This is a genomic window from Streptomyces sp. NPDC048639 (assembly GCF_043199075.1).
GTDB lineage: Bacteria > Actinomycetota > Actinomycetes > Streptomycetales > Streptomycetaceae > Streptomyces.
In genome coordinates this window covers 397,503-419,618 of record NZ_JBICVP010000005.1, presented here as the reverse complement: position 1 = coordinate 419,618, position 22,116 = coordinate 397,503, and the positions used below count along the sequence as shown (strand labels likewise).

Annotated in this window: 18 protein-coding genes and 1 pseudogene; 6 read left to right on the top strand and 13 right to left on the bottom strand. The window is 72.2% G+C overall.

The features are described 5' to 3' along the window. Positions 1-22 precede the first annotated feature (22 nt). From ACGFNH_RS16670 to ACGFNH_RS16650, 5 genes are all read left to right on the top strand, one after another. Complete coding sequence (locus ACGFNH_RS16670; protein WP_393654236.1) at positions 23-1,468, top strand: phosphoribosyltransferase family protein; 1,446 nt, start codon at positions 23-25, stop codon at positions 1,466-1,468. Positions 1,469-1,485: 17 nt separating this feature from the next. Further along, complete coding sequence (locus ACGFNH_RS16665; RefSeq protein ID WP_393654493.1) at positions 1,486-1,755, top strand: DUF1876 domain-containing protein; 270 nt, start codon at positions 1,486-1,488, stop codon at positions 1,753-1,755. A gap of 71 nt (positions 1,756-1,826) precedes the next feature. After that, a complete protein-coding gene (gene polX, locus ACGFNH_RS16660) occupies positions 1,827-3,566 on the top strand; it encodes a DNA polymerase/3'-5' exonuclease PolX (protein WP_393654234.1) in 1,740 nt (579 codons plus the stop codon). A gap of 38 nt (positions 3,567-3,604) precedes the next feature. Continuing rightward, positions 3,605-4,753: a hypothetical protein gene (locus ACGFNH_RS16655; RefSeq protein ID WP_393654232.1), complete on the top strand. Its 1,149-nt coding sequence runs from the start codon at positions 3,605-3,607 to the stop codon at positions 4,751-4,753. A 463-nt stretch (positions 4,754-5,216) separates the two neighbouring features. Next, on the top strand, positions 5,217-6,614 hold the full coding sequence (locus tag ACGFNH_RS16650) for an NADP-dependent succinic semialdehyde dehydrogenase (protein ID WP_393654230.1): 1,398 nt from the start codon (positions 5,217-5,219) through the stop codon (positions 6,612-6,614). Between the two features lie 67 nt (positions 6,615-6,681). Here ACGFNH_RS16650 and ACGFNH_RS16645 read toward each other — a convergent pair whose 3' ends face one another. The 3 genes from ACGFNH_RS16645 to ACGFNH_RS16635 all read right to left on the bottom strand — a co-directional run bounded on the left by ACGFNH_RS16645 (position 6,682) and on the right by ACGFNH_RS16635 (position 11,473). Then, entirely contained in the window at positions 6,682-7,629 is a 948-nt protein-coding gene (locus tag ACGFNH_RS16645; RefSeq protein WP_393654228.1) for a DUF1996 domain-containing protein, read from the bottom strand. Between the two features lie 16 nt (positions 7,630-7,645). After that, positions 7,646-9,139: a glycoside hydrolase family 16 protein gene (locus tag ACGFNH_RS16640; protein WP_393654226.1), complete on the bottom strand. Its 1,494-nt coding sequence runs from the start codon at positions 9,137-9,139 to the stop codon at positions 7,646-7,648. 240 nt (positions 9,140-9,379) lie between these two features. Further along, positions 9,380-11,473, bottom strand: coding sequence for a SpoIIE family protein phosphatase (locus ACGFNH_RS16635; protein ID WP_393654224.1), 2,094 nt, complete (start codon positions 11,471-11,473; stop codon positions 9,380-9,382). A gap of 206 nt (positions 11,474-11,679) precedes the next feature. On the opposite strand from ACGFNH_RS16635, the gene ACGFNH_RS16630 reads away from it, so the two are divergent. Then, the gene (locus tag ACGFNH_RS16630; RefSeq protein ID WP_393654222.1) at positions 11,680-12,390 is read left to right on the top strand and encodes a hypothetical protein; all 711 of its coding nucleotides are present in this window, start codon (positions 11,680-11,682) and stop codon (positions 12,388-12,390) included. A 72-nt stretch (positions 12,391-12,462) separates the two neighbouring features. Here ACGFNH_RS16630 and ACGFNH_RS16625 read toward each other — a convergent pair whose 3' ends face one another. The 10 genes and pseudogenes from ACGFNH_RS16625 to ACGFNH_RS16580 all read right to left on the bottom strand — a co-directional run bounded on the left by ACGFNH_RS16625 (position 12,463) and on the right by ACGFNH_RS16580 (position 22,108). Beyond that, positions 12,463-13,020 (bottom strand): glycoside hydrolase family 25 protein, encoded by a 558-nt coding sequence (locus ACGFNH_RS16625; RefSeq protein WP_393654220.1) that lies wholly within the window; start codon positions 13,018-13,020, stop codon positions 12,463-12,465. A gap of 144 nt (positions 13,021-13,164) precedes the next feature. Further along, on the bottom strand, positions 13,165-14,163 hold the full coding sequence (locus ACGFNH_RS16620; protein ID WP_393654491.1) for a DUF3048 domain-containing protein: 999 nt from the start codon (positions 14,161-14,163) through the stop codon (positions 13,165-13,167). 48 nt (positions 14,164-14,211) lie between these two features. Next, positions 14,212-14,844 (bottom strand): annotated as a pseudogene (locus ACGFNH_RS16615) (Mut7-C RNAse domain-containing protein); the annotation flags it as partial. A gap of 182 nt (positions 14,845-15,026) precedes the next feature. Next, entirely contained in the window at positions 15,027-15,305 is a 279-nt protein-coding gene (locus ACGFNH_RS16610; protein WP_393654218.1) for an acylphosphatase, read from the bottom strand. 8 nt (positions 15,306-15,313) lie between these two features. After that, on the bottom strand, positions 15,314-16,084 hold the full coding sequence (locus ACGFNH_RS16605) for a DUF72 domain-containing protein (RefSeq protein WP_393654216.1): 771 nt from the start codon (positions 16,082-16,084) through the stop codon (positions 15,314-15,316). A gap of 11 nt (positions 16,085-16,095) precedes the next feature. Then, entirely contained in the window at positions 16,096-16,692 is a 597-nt protein-coding gene (locus ACGFNH_RS16600) for a DUF1990 family protein (RefSeq protein WP_393654214.1), read from the bottom strand. A gap of 61 nt (positions 16,693-16,753) precedes the next feature. Next, positions 16,754-17,851 (bottom strand): aromatic acid exporter family protein, encoded by a 1,098-nt coding sequence (locus ACGFNH_RS16595; protein WP_393654212.1) that lies wholly within the window; start codon positions 17,849-17,851, stop codon positions 16,754-16,756. Between the two features lie 86 nt (positions 17,852-17,937). Continuing rightward, positions 17,938-18,681 carry a VOC family protein gene (locus ACGFNH_RS16590; protein WP_393654210.1) on the bottom strand — a complete coding sequence of 248 codons (744 nt, stop codon included), beginning with the start codon at positions 18,679-18,681 and terminating at the stop codon, positions 17,938-17,940. A 185-nt stretch (positions 18,682-18,866) separates the two neighbouring features. Next, positions 18,867-20,405 (bottom strand): FAD-dependent oxidoreductase, encoded by a 1,539-nt coding sequence (locus ACGFNH_RS16585; RefSeq protein WP_393654208.1) that lies wholly within the window; start codon positions 20,403-20,405, stop codon positions 18,867-18,869. A 929-nt stretch (positions 20,406-21,334) separates the two neighbouring features. Further along, on the bottom strand, positions 21,335-22,108 hold the full coding sequence (locus ACGFNH_RS16580) for a crotonase/enoyl-CoA hydratase family protein (RefSeq protein ID WP_393654489.1): 774 nt from the start codon (positions 22,106-22,108) through the stop codon (positions 21,335-21,337). Positions 22,109-22,116 lie beyond the last annotated feature (8 nt).

Genomic DNA, 22,116 nt, shown 5'->3' with positions numbered 1-22,116 from the left:
CTCCCCGGGCTGGGGGTGCACCGTGTTCACCGACCGCGCCGAAGCGGGCCGACTGCTGGCCGCCGAGCTGACTCACCTGCGAGATGAGAGTCCCGTCGTGCTCGGGCTGCCGCGCGGCGGTGTGCCCGTGGCGTACGAGGTCGCCCGTGCGCTCGGGGCCCCGCTGGACGTCATCCTGGTCCGCAAGCTCGGCGTCCCCTCCCACCGCGAACTGGGCTTCGGCGCCATCGGCGAGGACGGGGTGCGGATCGTGCACGAGCACATCGCGGCCATGAGCCGGGCCGACGACGACGCGCTCGCCGCCGTCGAGCGCGCCGAGGAGGCGGAACTCCTGCGGCAGGCCGAGCAGTTCCGCCGCGGCAGGGAGCGCCTCCCGCTGGAGGACCGCACGGCGGTCGTGGTGGACGACGGCATCGCGACCGGGGCCACCGCCGCGGTGGCCTGTCGCGTGGCCCTGGCCCAGGGGGCGGAACGGGTCGTTCTGGCCGTACCGGTCGCACCGCCTGACGCGGCGGAGAACCTGCGCGGCACCGTGGACGAACTGGTGTGCCTGTCCACGCCCGCGGCCTTCTTCGCCGTGGGGGAGTGGTACGAGGACTTCTCCCAGACCGCGGACGAGGAGGTCGTCGATCTGCTGGACCGGAGGGCCGCGGACCTGGAGCCGCAGGGTGCCGCCCGGGCCGTGGATCCGCCGTCCCCGCTGAGCAGGGACGTCGAGATCCCCGTGATGCCGGACCGGGTCGTCCTCCCCGGCGACCTCGTGCTGCCGCCGGACGCCACCGGCATCGTCGTGTTCGCGCACGGCAGCGGCAGCAGCCGCCACAGCCCGCGCAACCGCGCCGTCGCCGCCGCCCTCGGCGAAGCGGGTCTCGGCACCCTCCTCTTCGACCTGCTCACGCCGGAGGAGGAGCGGGACCGCGCGAACGTCTTCGACATCGAGACCCTGGCCCGCCGGCTCATCGCGGCGACCCGCATGGTGCGCCGGGAGTACGGGCTTCCCGTCGGCTACTTCGGGGCGAGCACGGGCGCGGCCGCGGCCCTCTGGGCCGCCGCGGACGACGCCGCGACGGCAGGTGCCACGGCGGACACCGGCATGGAAACCGGCATGGAAACCGGCATGGACCCCCGCACGGACATCGGTACGGCCACCGGCCGTGACGAGGCCGCCGGGGGCGAGGCGCCCCCGGGCGAGCCCGTCTTCGCCGTCGTCTCCCGGGGCGGCAGGCCCGATCTCGCCGGGCCGCGGCTCGACGGCGTACGGGCGCCCACCCTGCTGATCGTCGGCGGCCTGGACGAGACCGTCGTCGACGTCAACCGCCAGGCCCACGCACGGCTGATGTGCGAGAACCGGCTCGAGGTCGTCCCCGGGGCCACGCATCTCTTCGAGGAGCCCGGAGCGATGGAGACCGTTTGCGAGCTCGCCCGGGACTGGTTCCTGCCCCACGCCAAGGCGCATGCTGGAAAGTGACGCTGGAGGTGAACGCCATGGACACCACCGTCGGCTGGCATGTCGACATGGAGTTCCGCGAGGTCGACAACAAGACCGAGGCCGCCGCCCTTCTCAGGCTTCAGGACGGCACGGAAATCCGGGCGCACGGGCGCGCCAACAAGCACCCCGACGACCCGGAACAACCACGGGTCGGCGAGGAGATCGCGGCCGCCAGGGCCCTGAACGACCTGGCGCGCCAGCTTCTCGCCAAGGCCGGGGTGGAGATCGAGGAAGTCACGCATCTCCGCGCGCATCTGGCCATGTGAAGCCCGGTGCCGGACCTCGCGGGCCCGCCGCTGCGGAGGCCCGCGGGGCGGGCCCGGCCTAAAATGACCGTGTGGTCCGGCCCAACGAGAACGTCGAGGCCCTGCTGCAGGAATACGCGGACCTCGTCCTGATCACCGGCGGAGACGCGTTCAAGGCCCGCGCCTACGAGAAGGCCGCACGGGCCATCGGCGGCTATCACGCCGACGTATCCACGCTCGACGCCGAAGGCCTGCGCGAGATCCCCAACGTCGGCAAGTCCATCGCCGACAAGGTCCTCGAATATCTGCGCACCGGGATCATGCCCTCCGTCGAGGAGGTGCGGGCCAGGATCCCCGCCGGCGTGCGCGAGCTGATGAGCATCCCCACCCTCGGCCCCAAGAAGGCCATGACCCTCTACGAGGATCTGCGCATCTCCTCCGTGCCCGAGCTGCTCGACGCCATCCACGAAGAGCGGCTGCGCGACCTCAAGGGCTTCGGCCCGCGGACCGAGGAGAACATCCTCCACGGCATCGGGCTCATGCAGGCCGCCGGCGACCGGGTGCCGATCAATGTCGCCATGGAGGTCGCCGAGGAGATCGTGGCCCGGATGTCGGCGGTCGACGGCTGCGAGGACTGCACGTACGCGGGCTCGCTCCGCCGTATGCGGGAGACCGTCGGCGACGTGGACATCCTGGTCGCGGCCGACCGCTCGGAGCCGTTCATGGACGCCTTCACCGCGCTCGCCGAGACCGCCGAGGTCATCGCGCACGGTGCGAAGAAGACCTCCATCCGCACCACCAAGGGGCTCCAGGTCGACCTGCGGGTCGTGCCGCCCGACTCCTGGGGCGCCGGTCTGCAGTACTTCACCGGTTCGAGGGCGCACAACATCCGCACGCGCGAGATGGCCGTCCACCACAAGCTCAAGCTCTCCGAGTACGGCCTGTTCCACGCCAAGAGCGGCAAGAAGATCGTCTCCGAGACCGAGGAGGAGGTCTACGCCCGGCTCGGCCTGCCCTGGATCCCGCCGACGCTGCGCGAGGACCGCGGCGAGGTCGCAGCCGGGCTCAGGGGCGAGCTGCCCGATCTGCTGACCGAGCCCGACATCCGCGGCGACCTGCACTCCCACACCAGCCTCACCGACGGCCTCGCGACGCTGGAGGAGATGGTCGAGGCGGCGGCCCGCCGCGGCCTGCGCTACTTCGCGATCACCGACCACGCACCCAACCTCTACATGCAGCGGATGACCGACGAGAAGATCCTGGCCCAGCGCGAACGGGTCCGTGAACTCGACGGTAAACACCGGAAGATGCGCCTGCTGCACGGCACCGAGCTGAACATCGACCCGGACGGGAACGTCGACTGGCCGCAGGAGTTCCTCCAGGGCTTCGACCTCTGTGTGGCGTCCGTGCACTCGCACTTCAACCAGGACCGGGCCGCCCTGACCCGGCGCTATATCACCGCCTGCGAGAACCCGGAGGTCAACATCATCGGCCATCCCACCACCCGGATGATCGGCAAGCGGCCCGGGCTGGACATCGATCTCGACGCGGTGTTCGCCGCGGCGGCCCGGACGGGCACCGCCCTGGAGATCAACTCCCACCCCGACCGTCTCGACCTGTCCGACGAGCACATCCTGCGCGCCAGGCGACACGGTGTGAAGTTCGCCGTGAACACCGACGCCCACGCCCCGCTCCACCTCTCCTACCTGCGATACGGGGTGGGCACCGCACAACGCGGCTGGCTCACGGCCGAGGACGTGATCAACACCTGGCCGCTGGACCGGCTCCGCAGATTCCTCCGCAAGAACGGCACATCCGGCACATCGGCCTAGTCTGGAAATACTCACCGTCCCCGAGCCAAGGGGAGATCATGGAACTCGGTTTTCTCAAGCCGCTCTTCGACCGTCCGGGCCCCTGGGCCTCGGTGTACATCGACACCACGCGCAGTACGGAGGACGCCCCCGCACAGCAGCGGCTGCGCGAGCGCGCCGTCGCCGACCGGCTGATCGACGAGGGCGCCGACGCGTACACCACCAGGGCCCTGATGCGGACGCTCGCCGAGGAGCAGGTCTCCGGCACGCCGCCGGGGCGCGCGCTCTTCGCCGCAGGCGCCGAGGTCGTCCTCGACATCCCGCTCGTCAGGGCACCCCTCATCGGCGAGGCGGCCTGGTCGACGCTGCCGCACACCTCGCCGCTCGTCGGCCTGGTCGACGACCTGCCGCCCTGCGTGATCGCGTACATCGACCGCACCGGGGCGGACCTGGAGTTCCGCGACTCCCTCCGCCGCCTGCCCGTGGGCCGCGCCGAGGGGCGCGAGTGGCGGGCGCACCGCAGCATCCCCGAGGACCGGTACGAGTGGCACTACCGGAACAAGACCGAGAACGTCTGGCAGGAGAACGCCGAACTGATCGCCGCCGAGCTCACCCGCCGCTGGCCGGAGAACGGGGCCGAGGTGCTGGTGCTGGTCGGCGACCCGCGTGAGCGCAGGGCCGTGCACGGCCAACTCCCCGAGCAGATCCAGGCGGTGACCGTCGGGGTCGAACGCGGCAGCAGGTCCTCCACCCACAACGAACAGCTCGACCGGCGGATCACCGACGTGCGGGGCGAGCAGGCGCTCGGCCGGCTGGAGAGCGCCCTCGAACGCTTCCGTGTCGGACGGGGGCGCCCCGGCGACCACCGGTCCGGGCCCTCCGGGGCGGTTGACACCGGGCCCGGCGGGGCGGCCGAAGGCGTACCGGCCGTCGTGGACGCCGCCCGCAGCCACCAGGTGGAGACGATGCTGATGACCGAGGCCGCCTCCGACGCGGCACGGGACGTATGGATCGGACCGGGCCCGGACCAGATCGCCGTACAGCGCGCCGAGGCTCATTCGATGGGCGTAGCCCGGCCCGAGCGGGCGCGGGCGGACGACGCGCTGATGCGGTCCGCCGCCGGGGCGGACGCCGACGTCCTGCTGGTGCCCCAGAGCATGCGGGGCCCGTCCGGCGGACTGGGTGCTGTGCTGCGCTGGAGCTTCTGACCGGACCGGACCGGACCGGACAGAGGCGGACCGGACAGAACCGGACCGGACCGTCCGGGCAGCCCTGGCAGAGCACTGCTCAGCCCCCTCCGGACCGGGAGGCCCGTGGCGAGGCGCTGCTCCGGCGCTTCCGCCGGGCCGGCGGTCCCGGCGCGCACGGCCTCGGCGACCTCGGTCCGTACGGCCTCCGGCGCATGACCGGCCGCACGAACCGCCCGCGTGCCTCCCCCGGACGGCCTCGCCCGTACCGCGTCACTTCCGCCACCCCTGTCACGGGAGGAGGCGCTGCCCCACCGGCCGTCGCGCCGGCACACGGACGTCCCCGCCCCGGCCCACAGCGGAAGCGGAACCTCCGGGGCGGGAGTAGAAACGGAGGAGCGGGTCACCCGCGAGTTGACACCCCGATGTCGCGCACGGCTCCCGTACGTGGCTTCCCCAGACCGCCGCCCGAGGAGGGATTCCCGTGCCGATCGCGACCGTCAACCCGACCACGGGGGAAACGCTCAAATCCTTCGACGCCCTCGGCAGCGAAGAGATCGAGGCCCGGCTGGATCGCGCGCACCGCGCCTTCCGGGAGCACCGGCTGACGCCGTTCGCCCGGCGGGCCGAGTTGATGCTGCGCGCGGCCGGCCTTCTGGAGGAGGACCAGGACGACATCGCGCGGACCATGACGCTGGAGATGGGCAAGCCCCTCAAGGCGGCGCGCGCCGAGGCCGCCAAGTGCGCGAAGGCGATGCGCTGGTACGCCGAGCACGCGGAGGAGGAACTCGCCGACGAGCACCCTCGCGACCGCGATGCGAAGGACTCCGGCGCCTCCCGGGTCCTCGTGCGCTACCGCCCCCTCGGCCCCGTCCTCGCCGTCATGCCCTGGAACTTCCCGCTCTGGCAGGTCGTACGGTTCGCCGCCCCCGCGCTGATGGCCGGGAACGTCGGGCTGCTCAAGCACGCCTCGAACGTGCCGCAGACCGCGCTCTACCTGGAGGACCTCTTCCACCGCGCCGGCTACCCCGAGGGCTGCTTCCAGACACTGCTCATCGGTTCCGACGCGGTCGCCGACATCGTTCGGGACCCGCGTATCGTCGCCGCCACGCTCACCGGCAGCGAGCCCGCGGGCCGTGCCGTCGCCTCGATCGCCGGTGACGTCATCAAGAAGACCGTCCTGGAGCTCGGCGGCAGCGACCCGTTCGTGGTGCTGCCCTCGGCCGATCTCGACCGCGCCGTACCGGTCGCCGTCACCGCCCGGGTGCAGAACAACGGGCAGTCCTGCATCGCGGCCAAGCGCTTCATCGTGCACGACGCCGTCTACGACGCCTTCGTCTCGCGCTTCGTCCAGGCCATGTCCTCCCTGACCGTCGGCGACCCGATGGAGGAGGCCACGGACGTGGGCCCGCTCTCCAGCGAGCAGGGCAGGCGGTCCCTGGAGGAGCTGGTGGACGACGCGCGCGGGCGCGGCGCGACGGTTCTGTGCGGCGGCGACCGTCCCGAGGAGCAGCCCTCCGGCTGGTTCTACGAGCCCACGGTCCTGGCCGACATCACCCCCGAGATGCGCATCCACTACGAGGAGGCGTTCGGCCCCGTCGCCACGCTGTACCGGGTCGCGGACCTGGACGAGGCGCTGGAGGTCGCCAACGACACCCCGTTCGGCCTGAGTTCCAACGTGTGGACACGGGACGCGGCCGAACAGGAGCGCTGCGCACGGGACATGGAGGCCGGAGGCGTCTACTTCAACGGCATGACCGCCTCGCACCCCGGCTATCCCTTCGGCGGCGTGAAGCGCTCCGGCTACGGGCGCGAGCTGGCCGGCCACGGCATCCGCGAGTTCTGCAACGCGACGACGGTCTGGTACGGCTCGGAATCATGACCGGCGCCCCCGCGCCCGGCTCCCGTAACGGGAGTGGAACGCGGGGGCACCGGGCCGGGGTGCGGGCTCACTGCTCGATCGGATTGCCGTCCGTTCCGCAGATGTAGCCACCGTTGATGCAGGTGGTGACGCGCCGCTTCAGCTCGTTCTCGTCCCAGGCGTTGAAGAAGTCGCCGTGGAAGGTGTAGCCGGGAGCATCGGTGACGTTCGTGCCGTTGCGGGTGCCCGCGAGGCCGAGTCCGCCGCCGTTGACCGGATACGTGATGAGTAGTTCGAGCCGTGGCACGACCACGGGGTGCGTGGACGGGCACGTCTGGCCCGTCGCGTACGCCATGTGGTCGCGGTGGTTCTTGCTGTCCAGGTTCTTCCCGTCCCAGCAGGTCGGGAAGTCCAGGTAGTTCTCCAGCTTCGTTCCGGCCGGGCAGTTCATGAAGTCCCGGCTGGAGGCGGCCTGTCCCACGCAGGACCAGCGGGCCGCCGGATTCTGGTCGGGATCGGTGGCCAGGGCGTTGCCGACGACGTAGCGCAGTCCGCGCGGATGCGCGACGGCGCGGGTGTGGTCGGTGATGCCCTGGTAGTAGACGGTGACCTTCTCGGGAGCCACCGGAGCGCCGTTCTTGTAGAGGGTCGGTGTCCAGTACGAGGAGAGGTCGACCTGGGGAGAGCAGTTGGTGGTGCCCGCGCTCAGCGATTCCAGGGTCGACGAGGCGTTCGCGGTCCTGTTGCCGTAGAACTCGTGGATGTGGGACCGGCCGGCCTCCCCGGGGAAGACGATCGGGTCGTCGCCCTTGCGGTGGCTGGAGTAGCACTCGGCGCGGAACTCGCTGCCCCGGACGGGGGCGGCGGCCTGTGCCGTGATCGCGGCCGTCTGCGCATGGGTGAACCGGTAGGCGTGCGCCGCGTGCTGCTGCTTCTGCCGGTGGTGCTCGTGCCCGCCGGAAGGACTGCCGCTGCTCGTGCACGCCGTGGTCAGAAGGAAGAGAGTGGCGGCGACGGCCGCCAGGATCCGTCGCATGATGGTGCCTCCCCGGTCACTCGTACGGGATGCGGACGGTGGACTGGTTGCCGGTGCCGAGCGTGCTGGAGCCGTTGCCGATGGCGTTCCAGACCTCGATGCGGACCTTGCCGTTCACGAGGTCGCCATGCGATCCGGTGGACGCCTTCAGGCCCTTGTCCTGGGTGTAGTGCTCGTAGCCGGTGACGGGGTCGGTGGCGAAGTACTGGTAGGTCTCGGTCCTGTCCCAGCTGCCGTCGCCCGTACGGTCGTAACTGACCCTCATCTGCTGGCCGTTGCCGACCGCACTCCCCGCGTCGACGAACAGGTCGAACCCGGTGGACCCGCCGTCGTACTTCTTGGTGATCCCGGAGGCCGTGAAGGTCTGCGGGGTGTGCGGGGCGCCGTCGTGGTTGGCGCCGCCCGCGGAGGCGAGGGTGGTGGTGGAGGCCGAGCCGGCGGCGGCTCCGAGCTCGCCGCCGGCCCGGAGACTGAGGGTGGACGAACCGCCGCCGCCGGGCGGGTCGGTGGGCGGATCCGTCGGGGTGCCGCCTCCGCCGCCACGGGTCCAGACGGCGACGTAGTCGACGAGCATGGGGTGGCCGGGGACCGTGGCCGCGGTCGGGGTCTTGCCCGCGAGGGCGTCGGGGAAGGCGCCGCCGACGGCCACGTTGAGGAGCAGGAAGTAGCCCGCGTGGTCGGTCATCTGCGCCCATGTCGAGGCACCGACCTGGTCGGCGTTCACGGAGTGGAAGAGCTGGTCGTCGACGTACCAGCGCAGCTCGTTGGGGGAGGTGCTCCGGTCCCACTCGAAGCCGTACCGGTGGAAGGCGGACTGGCAACTCGCCCCGGGGCACACCTCTTTGTCGCCGAGGCCGGTGGTCTCGTTGCACGGGCCGCCCGGGTTGACGCCGCAGTGCAGCACGCCCCAGACGGAGTTGATCCCGTTGACGTTCTCCATGATGTCGAACTCGCCGATGCCCGGCCAGTTCCAGTAGTTGCCCCGGTAGGGCGAGCCCAGCGCCCAGAAGGCCGGCCAGTAGCCGAGCGCCGCGTCGCCGGTGACGTTCGGCATCTGTATGCGGCCCTCGATCCGCAGCGTGCCGCCCGCGGGAGCCTTGAAGTCGGCCCGGTGCGTCTCGATGCGGGAGGAGGTCCAGTCGCCCGCACTGTCGCGGAGCGGTGTGATGCGCAGATTGCCGGAGCCGTCGAGGCTCACGTTGTCGGGGGAGTCCGTGTAGTTCTGGATCTCACCCGTGCCCCAGTTCGCGGGGCCTCCGGGGTACCCGTGGCCGGTGTCGATCTGCCAGTCGGCGGACGAGGGCAGGGACCGGGCGGGACCGGTGAAGTCGTCGCTCCACTGAAGGTTCCAGCCGGGTGCGGGCGGTACGTCGCCCCGTGCCTGCGGCGCGGCGACGGCCGTGGTGAGCCCGGCGAGTGCGAGGGCTGCGGCGGACAGAGCGGCGAGGACGGCTCTGCGCTTGCGACGCGGCGGATTCGGAGCCACCGCGGTGAGGCTGCTCGTGCTCATGGGGGAGTGCCTCCTGAGAGGGGAGGAGAGAGGGTGCGAGAGGCGTGAGAGCGCTCTCAGGAATGGTTTAAGTGACGACACTCCGGGCGTCAATGACTTGGGCACGTCAACTTCTTGAATGCAGGCTGCACCATTTCCGCAGGGCCGTTCCGGCCCCGCCATGACGGGTGGAGCCGGGTCCGAGCGATCGCGCCGGCACGGCCGTTTCCGCGAGGCCGGACGCGTCGGGCGTGCCCCGAATCAGTCGGACTTGACCTCGGCGACGAGCAGGGCGACGTCGTCGTGCCCGTCCGGGTCGCGCAGGGAGTGGAGCAGCAGATCGCAGGTCCGCTCCAGCGACCGCCGCGGCCCGCTGAGCATCCGCAGCAGGGCCTTGAGGCGGTCGTCGATCGGCTCGTCGCGGGTCTCGACCAGGCCGTCCGTGTAGAGCACGAGCCGGCTGCCGGGGGCGACGTCGAGATCGGCGGTGGAGAAGGGGACGTCCCCGACGCCGAGCGGCACCCCGGTCGGGATGTCCAGCAGGTGTGCCGTGCCGTCCGGGTCGACCAGGATCGGCGGCAGATGGCCGGCGTTGGATATCCGGCAGTGGGCCGACCGCGGATCGCAGCTCACGTAGACGCACGTCGCGAAGGTCTGCTCCAGGCCGGTGGCGACCTCGTCGAGATGGCTGAGCACCGCCGCCGGTTCGAGGTCGAGCGCGGTCAGTGTGCGGGTCGCCGTACGGAGTTGCCCCATCGTGGCGGCGGCCGTGATGCCGCTGCCCATCACGTCGCCGACCACCAGCGCCGTCTTGCCGCCCGAGAGCGGCAGGACGTCGAACCAGTCGCCGCCGACCTCGTGCGTGGATCCGGCCGGCTGGTAGCGGTAGGCGATCTCCAGACCCGGCTGGACGGGTGGGCGCCGGGGCAGCAGGCTGCGCTGCAGCGCGAGCACGGTGCGGCGCTCGCTGCGGTACAGCCGTGCGTTGTCGATGCTGATGGCGGCGCGCGCGGCCAGCTCGGAGGCGAGGAGCTGGTCGTCCTCGTCGAACGGCGCCTGGGTTCTGGCGCGTATGAGGCTCAGCGTGCCGATGACGGCGCCGCGGGCCGTGAGCGGCACCCCGAGGTACGAGTGCGCCCCGGCGCGGGCCAGCAGTGCGGCGGAGTAGTCGTCCCGCGCGACGCGACGCAGCGACTCGTCGTCCAGATGCGGAACGAGTATCGGCTGACCGGAGTTGACGACCTGCGTGATGAGGCGGTCGGGGTCGTAGCGCGCGACATTGCCCGCGGGGTCGGGCGCGCGCGAGGCCTCGGTGCGGTACGCGGCCTTCACCGCGAGCGCGCGGAAGACCGCGGGTCCGCTGCCGTTGGACGCCGGGGCTCCGCTCTGCCGTTCGTCGATGATGGCGTCGAGCACGTCCACCGCGGCCAGGTCGGCGAGGTCCGGCACGACGATGTCGGCGAGTTCGCGGGCGGTGTGCGGGAGGTCGAGGGTGGTGCCGATGCGGACGCCCGCGTCGGCGATCATGGCGAGCCGCTGGCGCGCCCGGGTCATCTCGGTGGTCGCCTGGTGGCGCTCGGTGACGTCGATCACGGAGATCGCGATGCCGAGGACCTTGCCCCCGGTGTCCTCCAGCCGGAAGTACGACACCGACCACGCGTGGTCCTGCGCCGGGTCCCCGGGGGCGCGGCCGACCGCGTACTGGTCGAGCAGGGGCGTGCCGGTGGCCAGGACCTGGCGGGAGGCGGACTCGATGGCGTCGACGTCGAGGTACGGCATCGCCTCCGCCACCTGCTTGCCGAGGTGCTGCGCGGCCGGGAGGGCGTTGATGCGCTCCAGGGCGGGGTTGACCAGGACGTACCGCAGGTCCGTGTCGAGCACGGCGAGGCCGATCGGGGACTGGGATATCAGCCGCATGGACAGCGCGACATCGGTCTCGACGGTCTGCAGGGCCTCCCGGTCGGTGGCGATGCCCAGCGCGTAGACGTTCCGCTGCTGGTCCTGCATCCGCATGTTCCGGAACTCGAACATGCGGAGGCTGCCGTCCTTGACCCGGACCGGGAAGCCGCCCGACCAGCTCGCGCCGCCCAGCACCTGCTGGAACAGCTCGACGACCAGGGGTACGTGCTGCGGGTCCACCAGCAGCTTGGCCGCCGAGCGGCCCAGCGCCTCGTCCGCGGTGTAACCGAAGAGCTGCTCGGCGGCCGGACTCCACAGCGCGATCCGGCCGGAGGAGTCCAGGACCACGGCGGCGATGCCGAGGACGTCGAGCAGTCCCCCGGGAGTCGACGCTTCCGGGGCACCAATCGGAGCGATCCGGCGGAGGTCCGAGCTCCGAGGATCGGTCTGTCTCATCCGGGGCACCTCTCTCGGTTGCCCATGCAGCGCCGCACTGCATCCATGGTCCCTTGGATGAGCGTTGAGCGCAGTCGAACGTACCGGATTCCTTTCGGATTGATTCATCTATTTATCGACTTTGAGCATGTTACGGCTCGGTCACGTTCTCCATGACAACGCGGCCCTTTTCCGGTCGTGGTCAGTGATCGAGAACGGAGTTGCACGTGTCCCGGAAGAAGACGGTCAGTCCTCAGAAGAAGATCGGCGCGCTGGTCGGCGCCGCGGCCCTGGTCGGAGGCGCGGCCTTTGTCATGGCAGGGACCAGTCAGGCGGGAACGAACCAGGAATCGGTCACCTGCCAGGGACTCGCGACGGCGTTGGGCAATAACCAGAAATTCATCGCCGGACAGCAGGCGAATCCGGATGCCAATTCCGCCGCTCGTATCGCGAACAGGCAACAGGTGATCGAGCAGATCGAGGTTCAGCGAAAGGCTGCGGGCTGCACCGAGGGCGGCGAAGCCGCCGCTCCGCCCGCGGGTCAGGCGCCGCCGGAGCAGGGCGGCCCCGCCGCACCCGGCGGTGAACAGGCAGGCGGCGAGGAGACCGGGAACGGCCAGGGGCAGGGAGGCGACGCGACGGGCGGAGAGCAGGCCGGAGGCGGTCAGGCGGAGGGAGGCCAGGCGGCCGGCGAGGTGGTCTGCCAGGGCTCGACCGTGACGCTCTCGGGGGAGGGCGGCGCGCCCGCGGCCTCCAGCGGCGACTTTCCGGTGGGGACCCGGCTCAAGGTCAGCAACCTGGACAACGACAAGGCGGTCACCGTGGAGGTCACCTCGACCTCGGGGAGTTGCGCCCTGCTGAACAACGCGGCCTTCGAGCAGGTCCGTGAGCCCGGGAAGAACCTCATCCGCAACGCCCGGATCGAGCGCGTCGGCTGATCCGGCCGACGATCGTTCCCCGCGGTCCGGATGCCCCGTCCGGCTCTGCGGGACGGGGGTGGCCCGCTCCGGTCAGGGTGTCTTGGAGCGGGCCCACTCGCGCAGCGCGTCCTTGTCGTCGAACCGGCCGGTGTTGGTGTCCAACGGCGTGGTCTTGTACTGGTGGAAGCGCCAGGGATGCTGGATGCCCGGCACGCCGGGCTTGCCGTTGTGATTCGCGATCCACAGGCCGTCACCGGCGAACGAGGTCGTGTCCCGGTTCAGCCAGAAGTCGCGGCTGCAGTAGAGCAGCACCCGGGTGTGCGGGCGCCTCTCCTGCACGTACGTGATCCAGGAGTCCTTCTCGGCGTTCGAGACGCCGGTGTCCTCCCAGTCGAGTACGAGCATGTCGCCCCGCACCAGGTTGATCCTCGACATGAAGTAGTCGGCCTGCGCCGTCATGCTGCCGGACCGCGCGTAGTGGTAGAAGCCCGTGACCAGGTCCGCGTCGCGCGCGGTCCGGCGCTGGTCGACCCACTTCGGATTGGTGTAGGTCCTGCCCTCCGTGATCTTGATGAACACGAAGTCGAGACCCTTTGTGCTGTAGTCCGTCGGCTGGTACGAGGCGACGTCAACACCCTTGACCGTCATAGGCATTGGGTACCCGCCGCGCGCGCGGGTGAAGCGGGTTCACGGCACATCCACAGGACGCGGGGCCGTGGCGGAAGGCTCCCGCGCCGATCCGCCACCGCGGTCACGGGCCGGGCGCCGCCGTCAACGACCGTGCGCCTGCCGTCACTTGGCGGTCAGCAGCACCCACACCGGGCCGGGCGCGAAGTTCATGGGCTTCCCGGACTTCGTGGTGAACGTCGTGCCGTCGTCGGCGGTCTTCCGGCTCCACTCGGCCTCGTAGGCCTTGCCGCCGCGCAGCACCTCGGCCGTGCCGGATCCGACCGTCTCGCTGTACGGGGAGTTGGCACCCAGGAAGTCGCTGAACTGCGACTCCCGCACGGTGACACGCTGCACCACCACGGTCGCCGCCGTCAGCCGCCCGCCGTCCGTGGTCGTCATCGGCGTCCCGTCCATCGCCACCTGCCACCGCTTGGCCTGCGAGGACCAGGTGAAGGCGAACCGGGCCGCGGGGAAGCGGACCGTCTCCTCGTTCACGGTCTTTCCGCCGCCCGGCGCGGATCCGAAGCGGAAGCCGATGTCCTTCGACTTCGAGGCGTCCGGCGCCGCGTCCAGCAGCCGGGAGGGACGCGCGAACAGGTTGTGCGGCGCCTGTCTGCTGCCCTCGCGGAAGTACGCGTCGGGGGCCTTCCACGGCGGCAGCGGATAGAGCGGGGCCTTCATGATCAGGGGGGTGAGCTTGGACTGTGCGCCCGAGTACGCCAGCGCGGGCTTCCCGAACTGCCGGAGCAGTTCGAGGTCCGACTCGCGGGCGCTGCGCACCGGCCCGAGCGTCGGGGGCAGCTTGGACGACAGCACCGCCAGGATCCGGCTCTGCCCGGCCTCGACCCGCTCCACGTACACGATGTCGGCCGCGCCCAGGCCGGTGTGCGGGCGGGACGGACCCACGTTGTCGATCTTGACGGTCAGAACGGGTGCCGGCTTCGCGGGCAGCCCCGTGAACGGGGACAGTTCCTGCCCCGGCGACTCCTTGCTGGGGGTGGGAGTGGGGCTGGGGCCGCCGTCGTCGCCTCCGTCCGTGCACGCGGCGAGCCCGCCCGCCAGGAGCGCGGCCGCCACCCCGGCGACCGCGAAGCGCCGGGCCGACGACACGATCCGCTCCAGCCGGCCGCTGTGCGCGCCGCGCCAGTAGACGCGGCCGCAGTCGCCGCACCGCCGGTAGGTGTCGTACGTACGGCGCGTGCCCGGCCGGAGCAGATGCTCGACCTCGGCCTTGCCGACCGGCTCCGTGAGTCCGTTGCACGCCATGCACCGCGTCCACGGCTCCAGCCGGGGCTCGAACCGCTCCAGTACGTCGGCGAGTTGGCGGTCCGGGCGTGAGCCGCGGACGTAGGCTCCCCGCCACAGCGCCCGCCGGCGCAGCAGCCCGCGGTCCTGCGTCAGCAGCACCCGGTGCTCGCGGTCGGCCTGCTCGACGAGCGCGTCGTCGTCCATGTCGTTGCGGTACGCGGCGTCCACCCCCACCAGCCGGAGCTGCCGCGCGAGCGCGCCCAGGTGCACGTCCAGCACGAACCGCAGCGGCCCGGGCCCCGGCCGCTCGGGACGCTCCACCGCGCACACCTCGACGCTCTCGCCTCCGCGTGGGCGGTACGACGGGGGGACGGTCCGCCCGTCGACAAGCAGGGCGCCGACCTCGGGGAGGGGGACGCCGGCCGACTCCACGAGATGGCCCAGCGTGGACGTCCCGTCGGGCTCCACCGCGACCACACCGTCCGGCCTGTGGCGGGACGGGAGGAAGAGCCGCAGCTCGGCGGGGAATCGAAGGCTTAGTGCCGGTTCGTACACGTATTCAGGATGCCATCGGATCACGGAGCTGCATCCGGGCGTGACCTTCCATTCGGCCGGTGGGGGCAGGACGGGACGGACGGGGCGGGCGGAGCCGGCGTGTGGGCCGGGGCCTGCGTCTGCAGGCGCCAGGGCCGGGCGGGAGCGGTACGGGACTGGGGCAGTACGGGGTCAGTACGGGGTCAGTACGGGGTCGGCCGGATTTCGTAGCCCGTGAGCCCCTCGGGCTGCTCGTCGCGGACCGACACCTTGTCCGCGACCGCCGCCGGCGGGCCCTCGTGCGCCCACGCGACCATCCGCTCCACCGCGTCCGGATCCCCCTCGAACACGGCCTCCACCGTCCCGTCCGGCCGGTTCCGCACCCAGCCGGCGACCCTGCGCTCCAGCGCCGTACGGCGGCAGGTGTCGCGGAAATACACCCCCTGCACGTCGCCGGAGACCACCACGTGCTTGCGGATCATCGTCCGCCTCACTCCGTCCCGTCGCGTTCCGGCGTCCGGGTCACCGTCCGGCCGGCCGCGGCGGCGGCGTCGGCGAAGGTCACGGCGTCGAGGACGGCCGCGCCGCCCGGGTCGTTGTTGAAGTAGACATGGACATCGGCCTCGTCCGGCCAGGTGTCGGCGATGCGCCGGGCCCAGGTGGCCAGCGCCTGGTGCCCGTAGCGCGGCCACGGCTCGGCCCGGCCCTGGTGCAGCCGGAGATAACCCCATCCGGTCGTCCGCCAGAGGGGCGTGGCGGGCCGGGAACCCCAGTCCGTCCAGCACAGTGCGGCGCCCCGGTCCTCCAGCACCCGCCGGATCTCGTCCGTCCACCAGGAGTCGTGGCGCGGCTCGACGGCCACCCGCGTCCCGGACGGGAAGCAGCGCAGGCATGTGTCCAGCGCCGCGGCGTCCGCGCGGAGCGTCGGCGGGAGCTGCAGCAGGACGGGACCGAGCCGGGGGCCGAGGCCCGCCGCGTGCGCCATCAGCCGCCGCACGGGCTCCTGCGGATCGCGCAGCCGCTTGATGTGCGTCAGATAGCGGCTGGCCTTGACCGCCATCACGAAGCCGTCGGGGGTCCGCTCGCGCCAGGCGGCGAAGTTCTCCTCGCTGGGCAGCCGGTAGAAGGCGTTGTTGCTCTCGACCGTGGCGAAGCGCCGGGCGTACTCCTCCAGCCACAGCCGCTGCGGTACATCGGGCGGGTAGAGCACTTCGCGCCAGTCCCTGTACTGCCACCCGGAGGTTCCGACGAGGACGGTCATATCAGCCAGTATCAGCGGCCGCCGCCCCCGGCGCCCACCGCAGCCGCCACCGCCCGCAGATAGCGGGATGCGGCAGCTCGCTGCACCCACCGGGTCAGCGGGCCGCCCAGCCGCGCGTACCAGCGGCCGCCACGGGAGAACGCCCGCACCTCGAACCACACGGCGCCCTGCTCGTCCCGTACGACGACGAACGACTCCTCCCCGCACTCCGGGTGCCCCGGCAGCGTGCCGTACGCGAAACCCGCCCGGTCCCGCTCCGACACCGTCGCCACCACGCGGCAGGGGACCACCAGCCGAGGCCGCCGCAGCCCCGGCGGCGCGACGACGACCAGGGCGGTGGCCCCGGGCGCCGGGGGAGAGGCGGGGTACACGGCGAGACCCGAACCGCGCTGGACGCCCCAGTCCAGGACGTACGCCGCGGCCCGCGCGAAGACCGCCTCGCCCTCGCCCAGGCGCACGCGGTGCGTGAGATGTGCGTAACCGCGGGGCAGGGCGGTCGTGAGGGTCGTCCCGGTCAGTTCCTGCGGATACGTCGGCCGCTGCCCGAGGGCGAGGCGGTACCGCCGGTCGAGATCCCGGTCCGTGAGCGGGTCCGTGTGCGGGGACATGGGCCCAATCTACGGAGGTGGCGGCATCGCCCGGCCGGGGCCCCCGCGTCCCTGCGGAAGGTCAGTACGAGATCCCCAGCCGTTCCGGGGCCATTTCCCCGGCCTCTTCCGGTACGAGATCCAGAAGGAGCTGCAGGACGAGGGCGCAGAGCTGGGCCTCCGCGAGCCGCCGGTACGGGGCGTGCTCCAGCTCCTCCGAGCGGGCGGAGTCCAACGCCTCCGCCCGCAGCTCGCGGAACCGGGCCTGTGCCTCCCCCAGCCGCTCGGCCGTGGGTGCCCGCATCGACCGGCCGCACTCGGCCACCGACTCGGCCAGCAGATCGAGGAGATCGGTGAACCGCGCGCGGAAGCCGGGGCCCAGCATCGTGGGATCGGAGCCCGCGCCGCAGCGCCGAACCTCGCGGGTGATGACCCGGGCCTGTTCGGCCGCCGCGTAGAGCGCCTCCAGCACCGGGTTCGCGGGCAGCGGGTTCTCGTGCCGGGCCAGGCGCGCCCGCGCGTTGAACCGCAGGCTCTCGGCGGCCTTCGCGCGCGCGTCGGCCACCTCCATGGCGCCGTTGTGGACGGCGAGCGCCCGCCGCGCGCGGTGTGCGGGTTCGAACAGGTCGCTCGCCCGTACCTCCGCGGCGGTGTCGTGCAGCAGCTCGGCGGTGAGACGGCCGAGCCGGCGGAAGGCCCGCCCGGTCTCGTTCTGCCGGAGGGCCGGCGGGAGCGCGGCGTTGACGGTGAGGCCCACGGCGACGCCGAGCACGACGTCGGCCAGGAGCGGCAGCGCGCGGGCCACCGGCTCGTTGCCGACGGCGAGCAGGACGAAGAGCGAGGCGAAGGGCACCTGCATCCCGTGGCCGTCGAGCTGCGGCCAGGCCGCGATCAGCAGGGAGAGCGGGACGACCACGAGGAGGCCCCAGACACTCGGCCCCAGCAGGATCGCGACCGGGACGCCGAGCAGCAGCCCCAGCAGGAAGCCGAACGCGTAGCGTCCGCCTTCGCGCAGCGAGCTCAGCACCGTGGGATACACGCCCAGGAGCGCGGCAAGTGCCGCGAAGTAGGGGAGGTTGTGGCCGGGCATGAACTGCGAGAGCCACCAGGCGCAACCGGCGGCCAGGGTCGCCTTGCCCACCAATTGGACATCTGGGGCTATGCCTATCAAACGGCGCATACGGCCGGTCGTACCCAACGGCCCCCGGCGCATAACCGCACCGGTACCGCCGATTTCCCGTGACCCGACGTCGCGCGCGACGTCGATCAGTCGTCGGTCCTCGTGACGTGGAAGAGGCCGCCCTCGGGGTCGCGCAGCGAGGCGACCGGGCCGAAGTGCGACAGGGCCGGCGGGCAGACGATCGTGCCGCCCGCGTCAACCCCCTTGGTGACAGCGGCCTCCACGTCGTCCACGGAGAAATACACGTGCCACTGCGGCCGCATGTGCGGATCGGGCGCGGCCTCCTCGCCGCCGCCGCGCAGATCGGCCACCGCGTGCCCGGCGATCCGCAGGACCACGCGCTCGTCCTCGTACCGCACGTCGATGTGGTCCGCTCCCGGTGCGTCCCAGTCGAAGACACCGCCGTAGAACAGCGCGGACGCGAAGGGATCCCGGGTGCGCAGTTCGAGCCGCGCCGGAGCCCCCGTGCCGCGCCCCACCCGCCAGTCCGGATCGATCTCGCCCTGCCAGATCCCGAACACCGCGTCCTCGGGGTCGGCCGCCACCACCATGCGGCCCTTGCCGAACTCCAGGGGGCCGACCGCGACCGTGGCGACGCGCTCCCGTATGCGCTCGGCGGCCCGGTCAGCACTGTCGGCGGCGAAGTACGGCGTCCAGGACACGGGGAAACCCACGACCCGGCCGCCCGTGCCGAGCCCCGCCACCGGGGTGCCGTGCGCGAGCGCCACGGAATAGTTGCCCTGGCCCTGGTGGCCGGGCTTGTAGTCCCAGCCGAGCACGGACGCGTAGAAGGCGCGGGACGCCTCCAGGTCGTGCGCCATCAGGCTCACCCAGCACGGCGCACCCTGAACCGCTCGCGTCGCGACGGGCACGGCGTCTCACCTCGATCCGGGCTGGGGCCGTCTGTCTGCCTCCACACTCCGCTCCGGGGAGCCGCCACGCCACCCCTTCGGACCCCTTTGGGTCCATTCCGGCTCACTCCGGTCCATTCCGGCCGGGTCCCGTCCGCAGCGGCTCACTCCGGGATCTCGCGCGGCTCCAGGGGGCGGGTGGCCGGGCCGTGGAGCACCTTGCCGTCCGGGGCGAACCGCGAGCCGTGACAGGGGCACTCCCACACCTGCTCCGCGTCGTCGAAATGCACGAGGCAGCCCAGGTGGGTGCAGCGGGCGTCGACCGCCGTGAGCGCCCCGTACTCGTCCCGGTGGACCGCGCAGGGATGGCCGCCCGCCCGTACGACGGCACCGCTGCCGGGCGGGATCTCCGCGGCCGCGTCGACATGCGAGGTGCGCAGCCGGTCGCCCACGAAACGCCCGACCACCGCCGCCTGCTGCCGGAGCAGCGGCCCCGCCTCGCGCACGCCGGGCAGCCGCCGCGGATCGTAGAGCTCGGTCCAGGCAGGTCGGGGCCCGCCCGTGATGTGGGCTGCCAGCAGACGGCCGGACATCACGCCGCCGCTCATGCCCCAGCCGCCGAAGCCGGTGGCGACATGGACGTGCTGGGTGCCGGGGTGGAAGTGGCCGACGTACGGCAGGCGGTCGGAGCTGTCGTTGTCCTGCGCCGCCCAGCGGTAGGCGATCCGGGCCTGCGGGAAGCGACCGCGGATCCACGCGGTCAGCAGCGCGTACCGCTCCTCCACCCCGCCGGCGCCCGGCTCGAATGCCTCGCCGGTGACGATCAGCAGCCGGCCGCCGCCGGGCAGTGGAGCGCTGCGCACCGAGCGGGTGTGCTGCTCGGGGGTGATGTACATCCCGGCCGGGGCGTGCTCCGCGGGGATCTCGGCGGCGGCCACCAGTTCCCGGCGCGGCTTCAGCCGGGCGAAGAGCATCGACCGGTCGAAGACCGGGTAGTGCGTCGCGATCACCGCGTCGCGGGCCACCACCGTCGCCCCGCTCTCCGTGGTGACGCGGCACCGCGTACCGTCGTGCAGCCCGACCGCGCGGGTGCGCTCGAAGATCCGGGTGCCGCCGTCGGTCAGTCCGCGGGCGAGCGCGAGCAGGAACTTCCGCGGGTGGAACTGCAGTTGGTCCTCGACGCGCACCGCGCCCGCGACGGGGTAGGGCAGACCGGTCTCTTTCACGAAGGACGCGGGCAGCCCCGCCTCCCGGGCGGCCTCGGCCTCCGCGCGTATCTCCTCGACCCGGCGGGCCGACTCGACGTAGGTGAACGCCGGGCGCCGCTCCAGGTCGGCGTCCGCGCCCAGTTCGGCGCACAGGGCGTCCACCCGCTCCAGCGCCTCCTGGTGCGACCGCGCGTACAGCCGAGCTCCCTCCGGGCCGTGCTTCTCCCGCAGCCAGGCGTAGATCAGGGTGTGCAGGGAGGTGAGCTTGGCCGTGGTGTATCCCGTCACGCCCGAGCAGATGCGGTCCGCCTCCAGCAGCGCCACGGTGAGCCCGGCGCGCTGCAGTTCCCACGCGGTGCACAGCCCGGCGATGCCACCGCCGACGACGACGGCGTCCACCTCCAGATCGGCGTCGAGGGCGGGGAGAGCGGTGCTCTCCGAGGACGCCATCCAGTACGACTCGTGCACGGGCTCGGCGGCACCCTGGTCGGACATGCCGCACGAGTTCCCCGCGGAGCCGCCCGATAACGGGGAGATGCGGGCGGAGCCGTGCTCCGGTACGGGTGGTACCGCTGGTGGCGTCCTGTGCGGTGCCCGGAGTGCCGTCCGAACGGCACGCGGTGACGCAGAGCGGGCCTCCGCATGCGAACAGTCGTCGAATACGATCGGCGGAAAAGGCCCCGGAGCTGCGGGGTAATCGGAGCGTGGTCGGGGATCGACCAATTATCGCGAGCGCGGGAGCCCATCGGTCGCTAATCTGGAGTTCGACGGACAGCCTCTTCCAGAAGGCACCGACACCCTCGGTCGTCCCGAGGAGCCGGCCGGCACCAAGGCCCGCTCCCGGTCGTAAAGCCCGGCGCCACCGCGTCCGAACTGCCCTTGCACAGCAGCCCGAACCGGGCGTCCGGCGCACCGGTCGAGGCCGTGGTCGGCACGTCCGGTTTCACCCGACGCTAAGGAGTGTGCGCGGTGACACCAGAAGAGACACAGCCCATCCCGATCCATTCCGAAATCAGAGAACCGCGCCAGCGGAGCATGGACGTCCGCAGCTTCGACGTCTGGGCACGATCAGCTCCGATCAGGCTCGCCGGTTACGAGGAAGATCCGGCGGAGTCCCATATCCTCCGCGGGATCGATTGATCGGTAGGGCGGAGTCGCCCCCCGTTCGGTTCCGGCGCCGGGTGGTCAAGAGCCGCCCGGCGCCGTTGTGTTTCCGCTCGTTGCCACCGTCCGCATGACCGGCCGGTCGCCGTCCCGTCCGCGTCCCCGCCGCCGTCGACTTCGGTCGGCGTGAGCGCGGTCGGCCGCCCCGTCTGGCCGGGGGTGGGCGGAGCGCGGACCCCAGGCGTCTGCGCGCGCAGGCCCGCGCAACCCGGTGCCCGCGCGTGCCGCCGTGCCCCCGTGCCCCCGGGTCCCCGCGAGCGTCAGAGGCCGGTGAAGTCGCCGTGCCGCCCCGCGCCCGCCGCGAAGCGTGCGGCCCCGTCCGCGGCCTCGGCCAACACGCTCCGACCGCCGCCCAGTTCCGCGGCCATCGCCACTTCCTCGGTCAGCCCTTCCTGGCCGAGGAGCGAGGCGCGGTCGGCCCGCAGGCATGCCTGCGGGAAGCGGGCGATCTCCGCGGCGAGCCGCTCGGCGGCCTCACGGGCCTCGCCGTTCGCCACGAGACGGTTCGCCAGCCCCATCGCGTACGCCTCCGGGCCGGGCACCGGGCGGCCTGTGAGCGTCAGGTCCATGGCCCGGCTCGCGCCGATGAGCCGGGGCAGGCGCACGGTGCCGCCGTCGATCAGGGGAACGCCCCAGCGGCGGCAGAAGACGCCGAACACCGCGTCCTCCTCGGCGACCCGGAGATCGCACCACAGCGCGAGTTCGAGGCCGCCCGCCACCGCGTAGCCGCTCACCGCGGCGATCACCGGCTTGGACAGCCGCATACGGGTCGGGCCCATGGGGCCGTCACCACCGGCTGCGACGCGGTTCGCCCGCTCGGTGCCGAACGCCTTCAGATCCGCGCCCGCGCAGAACGTCCCGCCCTCGCCCCACAGGACCGCGACGCGGGCCTCCGGGTCCGCGTCGAAGGCGCGGAAGGCGTCCGCGAGCGCCCGGGCCGTCGGGCCGTCCACGGCGTTGCGCGCCTCTGGCCGGGAGAGGACGACCGTGGTGACGGGGCCGTGCCGCTCGACCCTGACGCCCGTACCGCTCACGCCCTCTG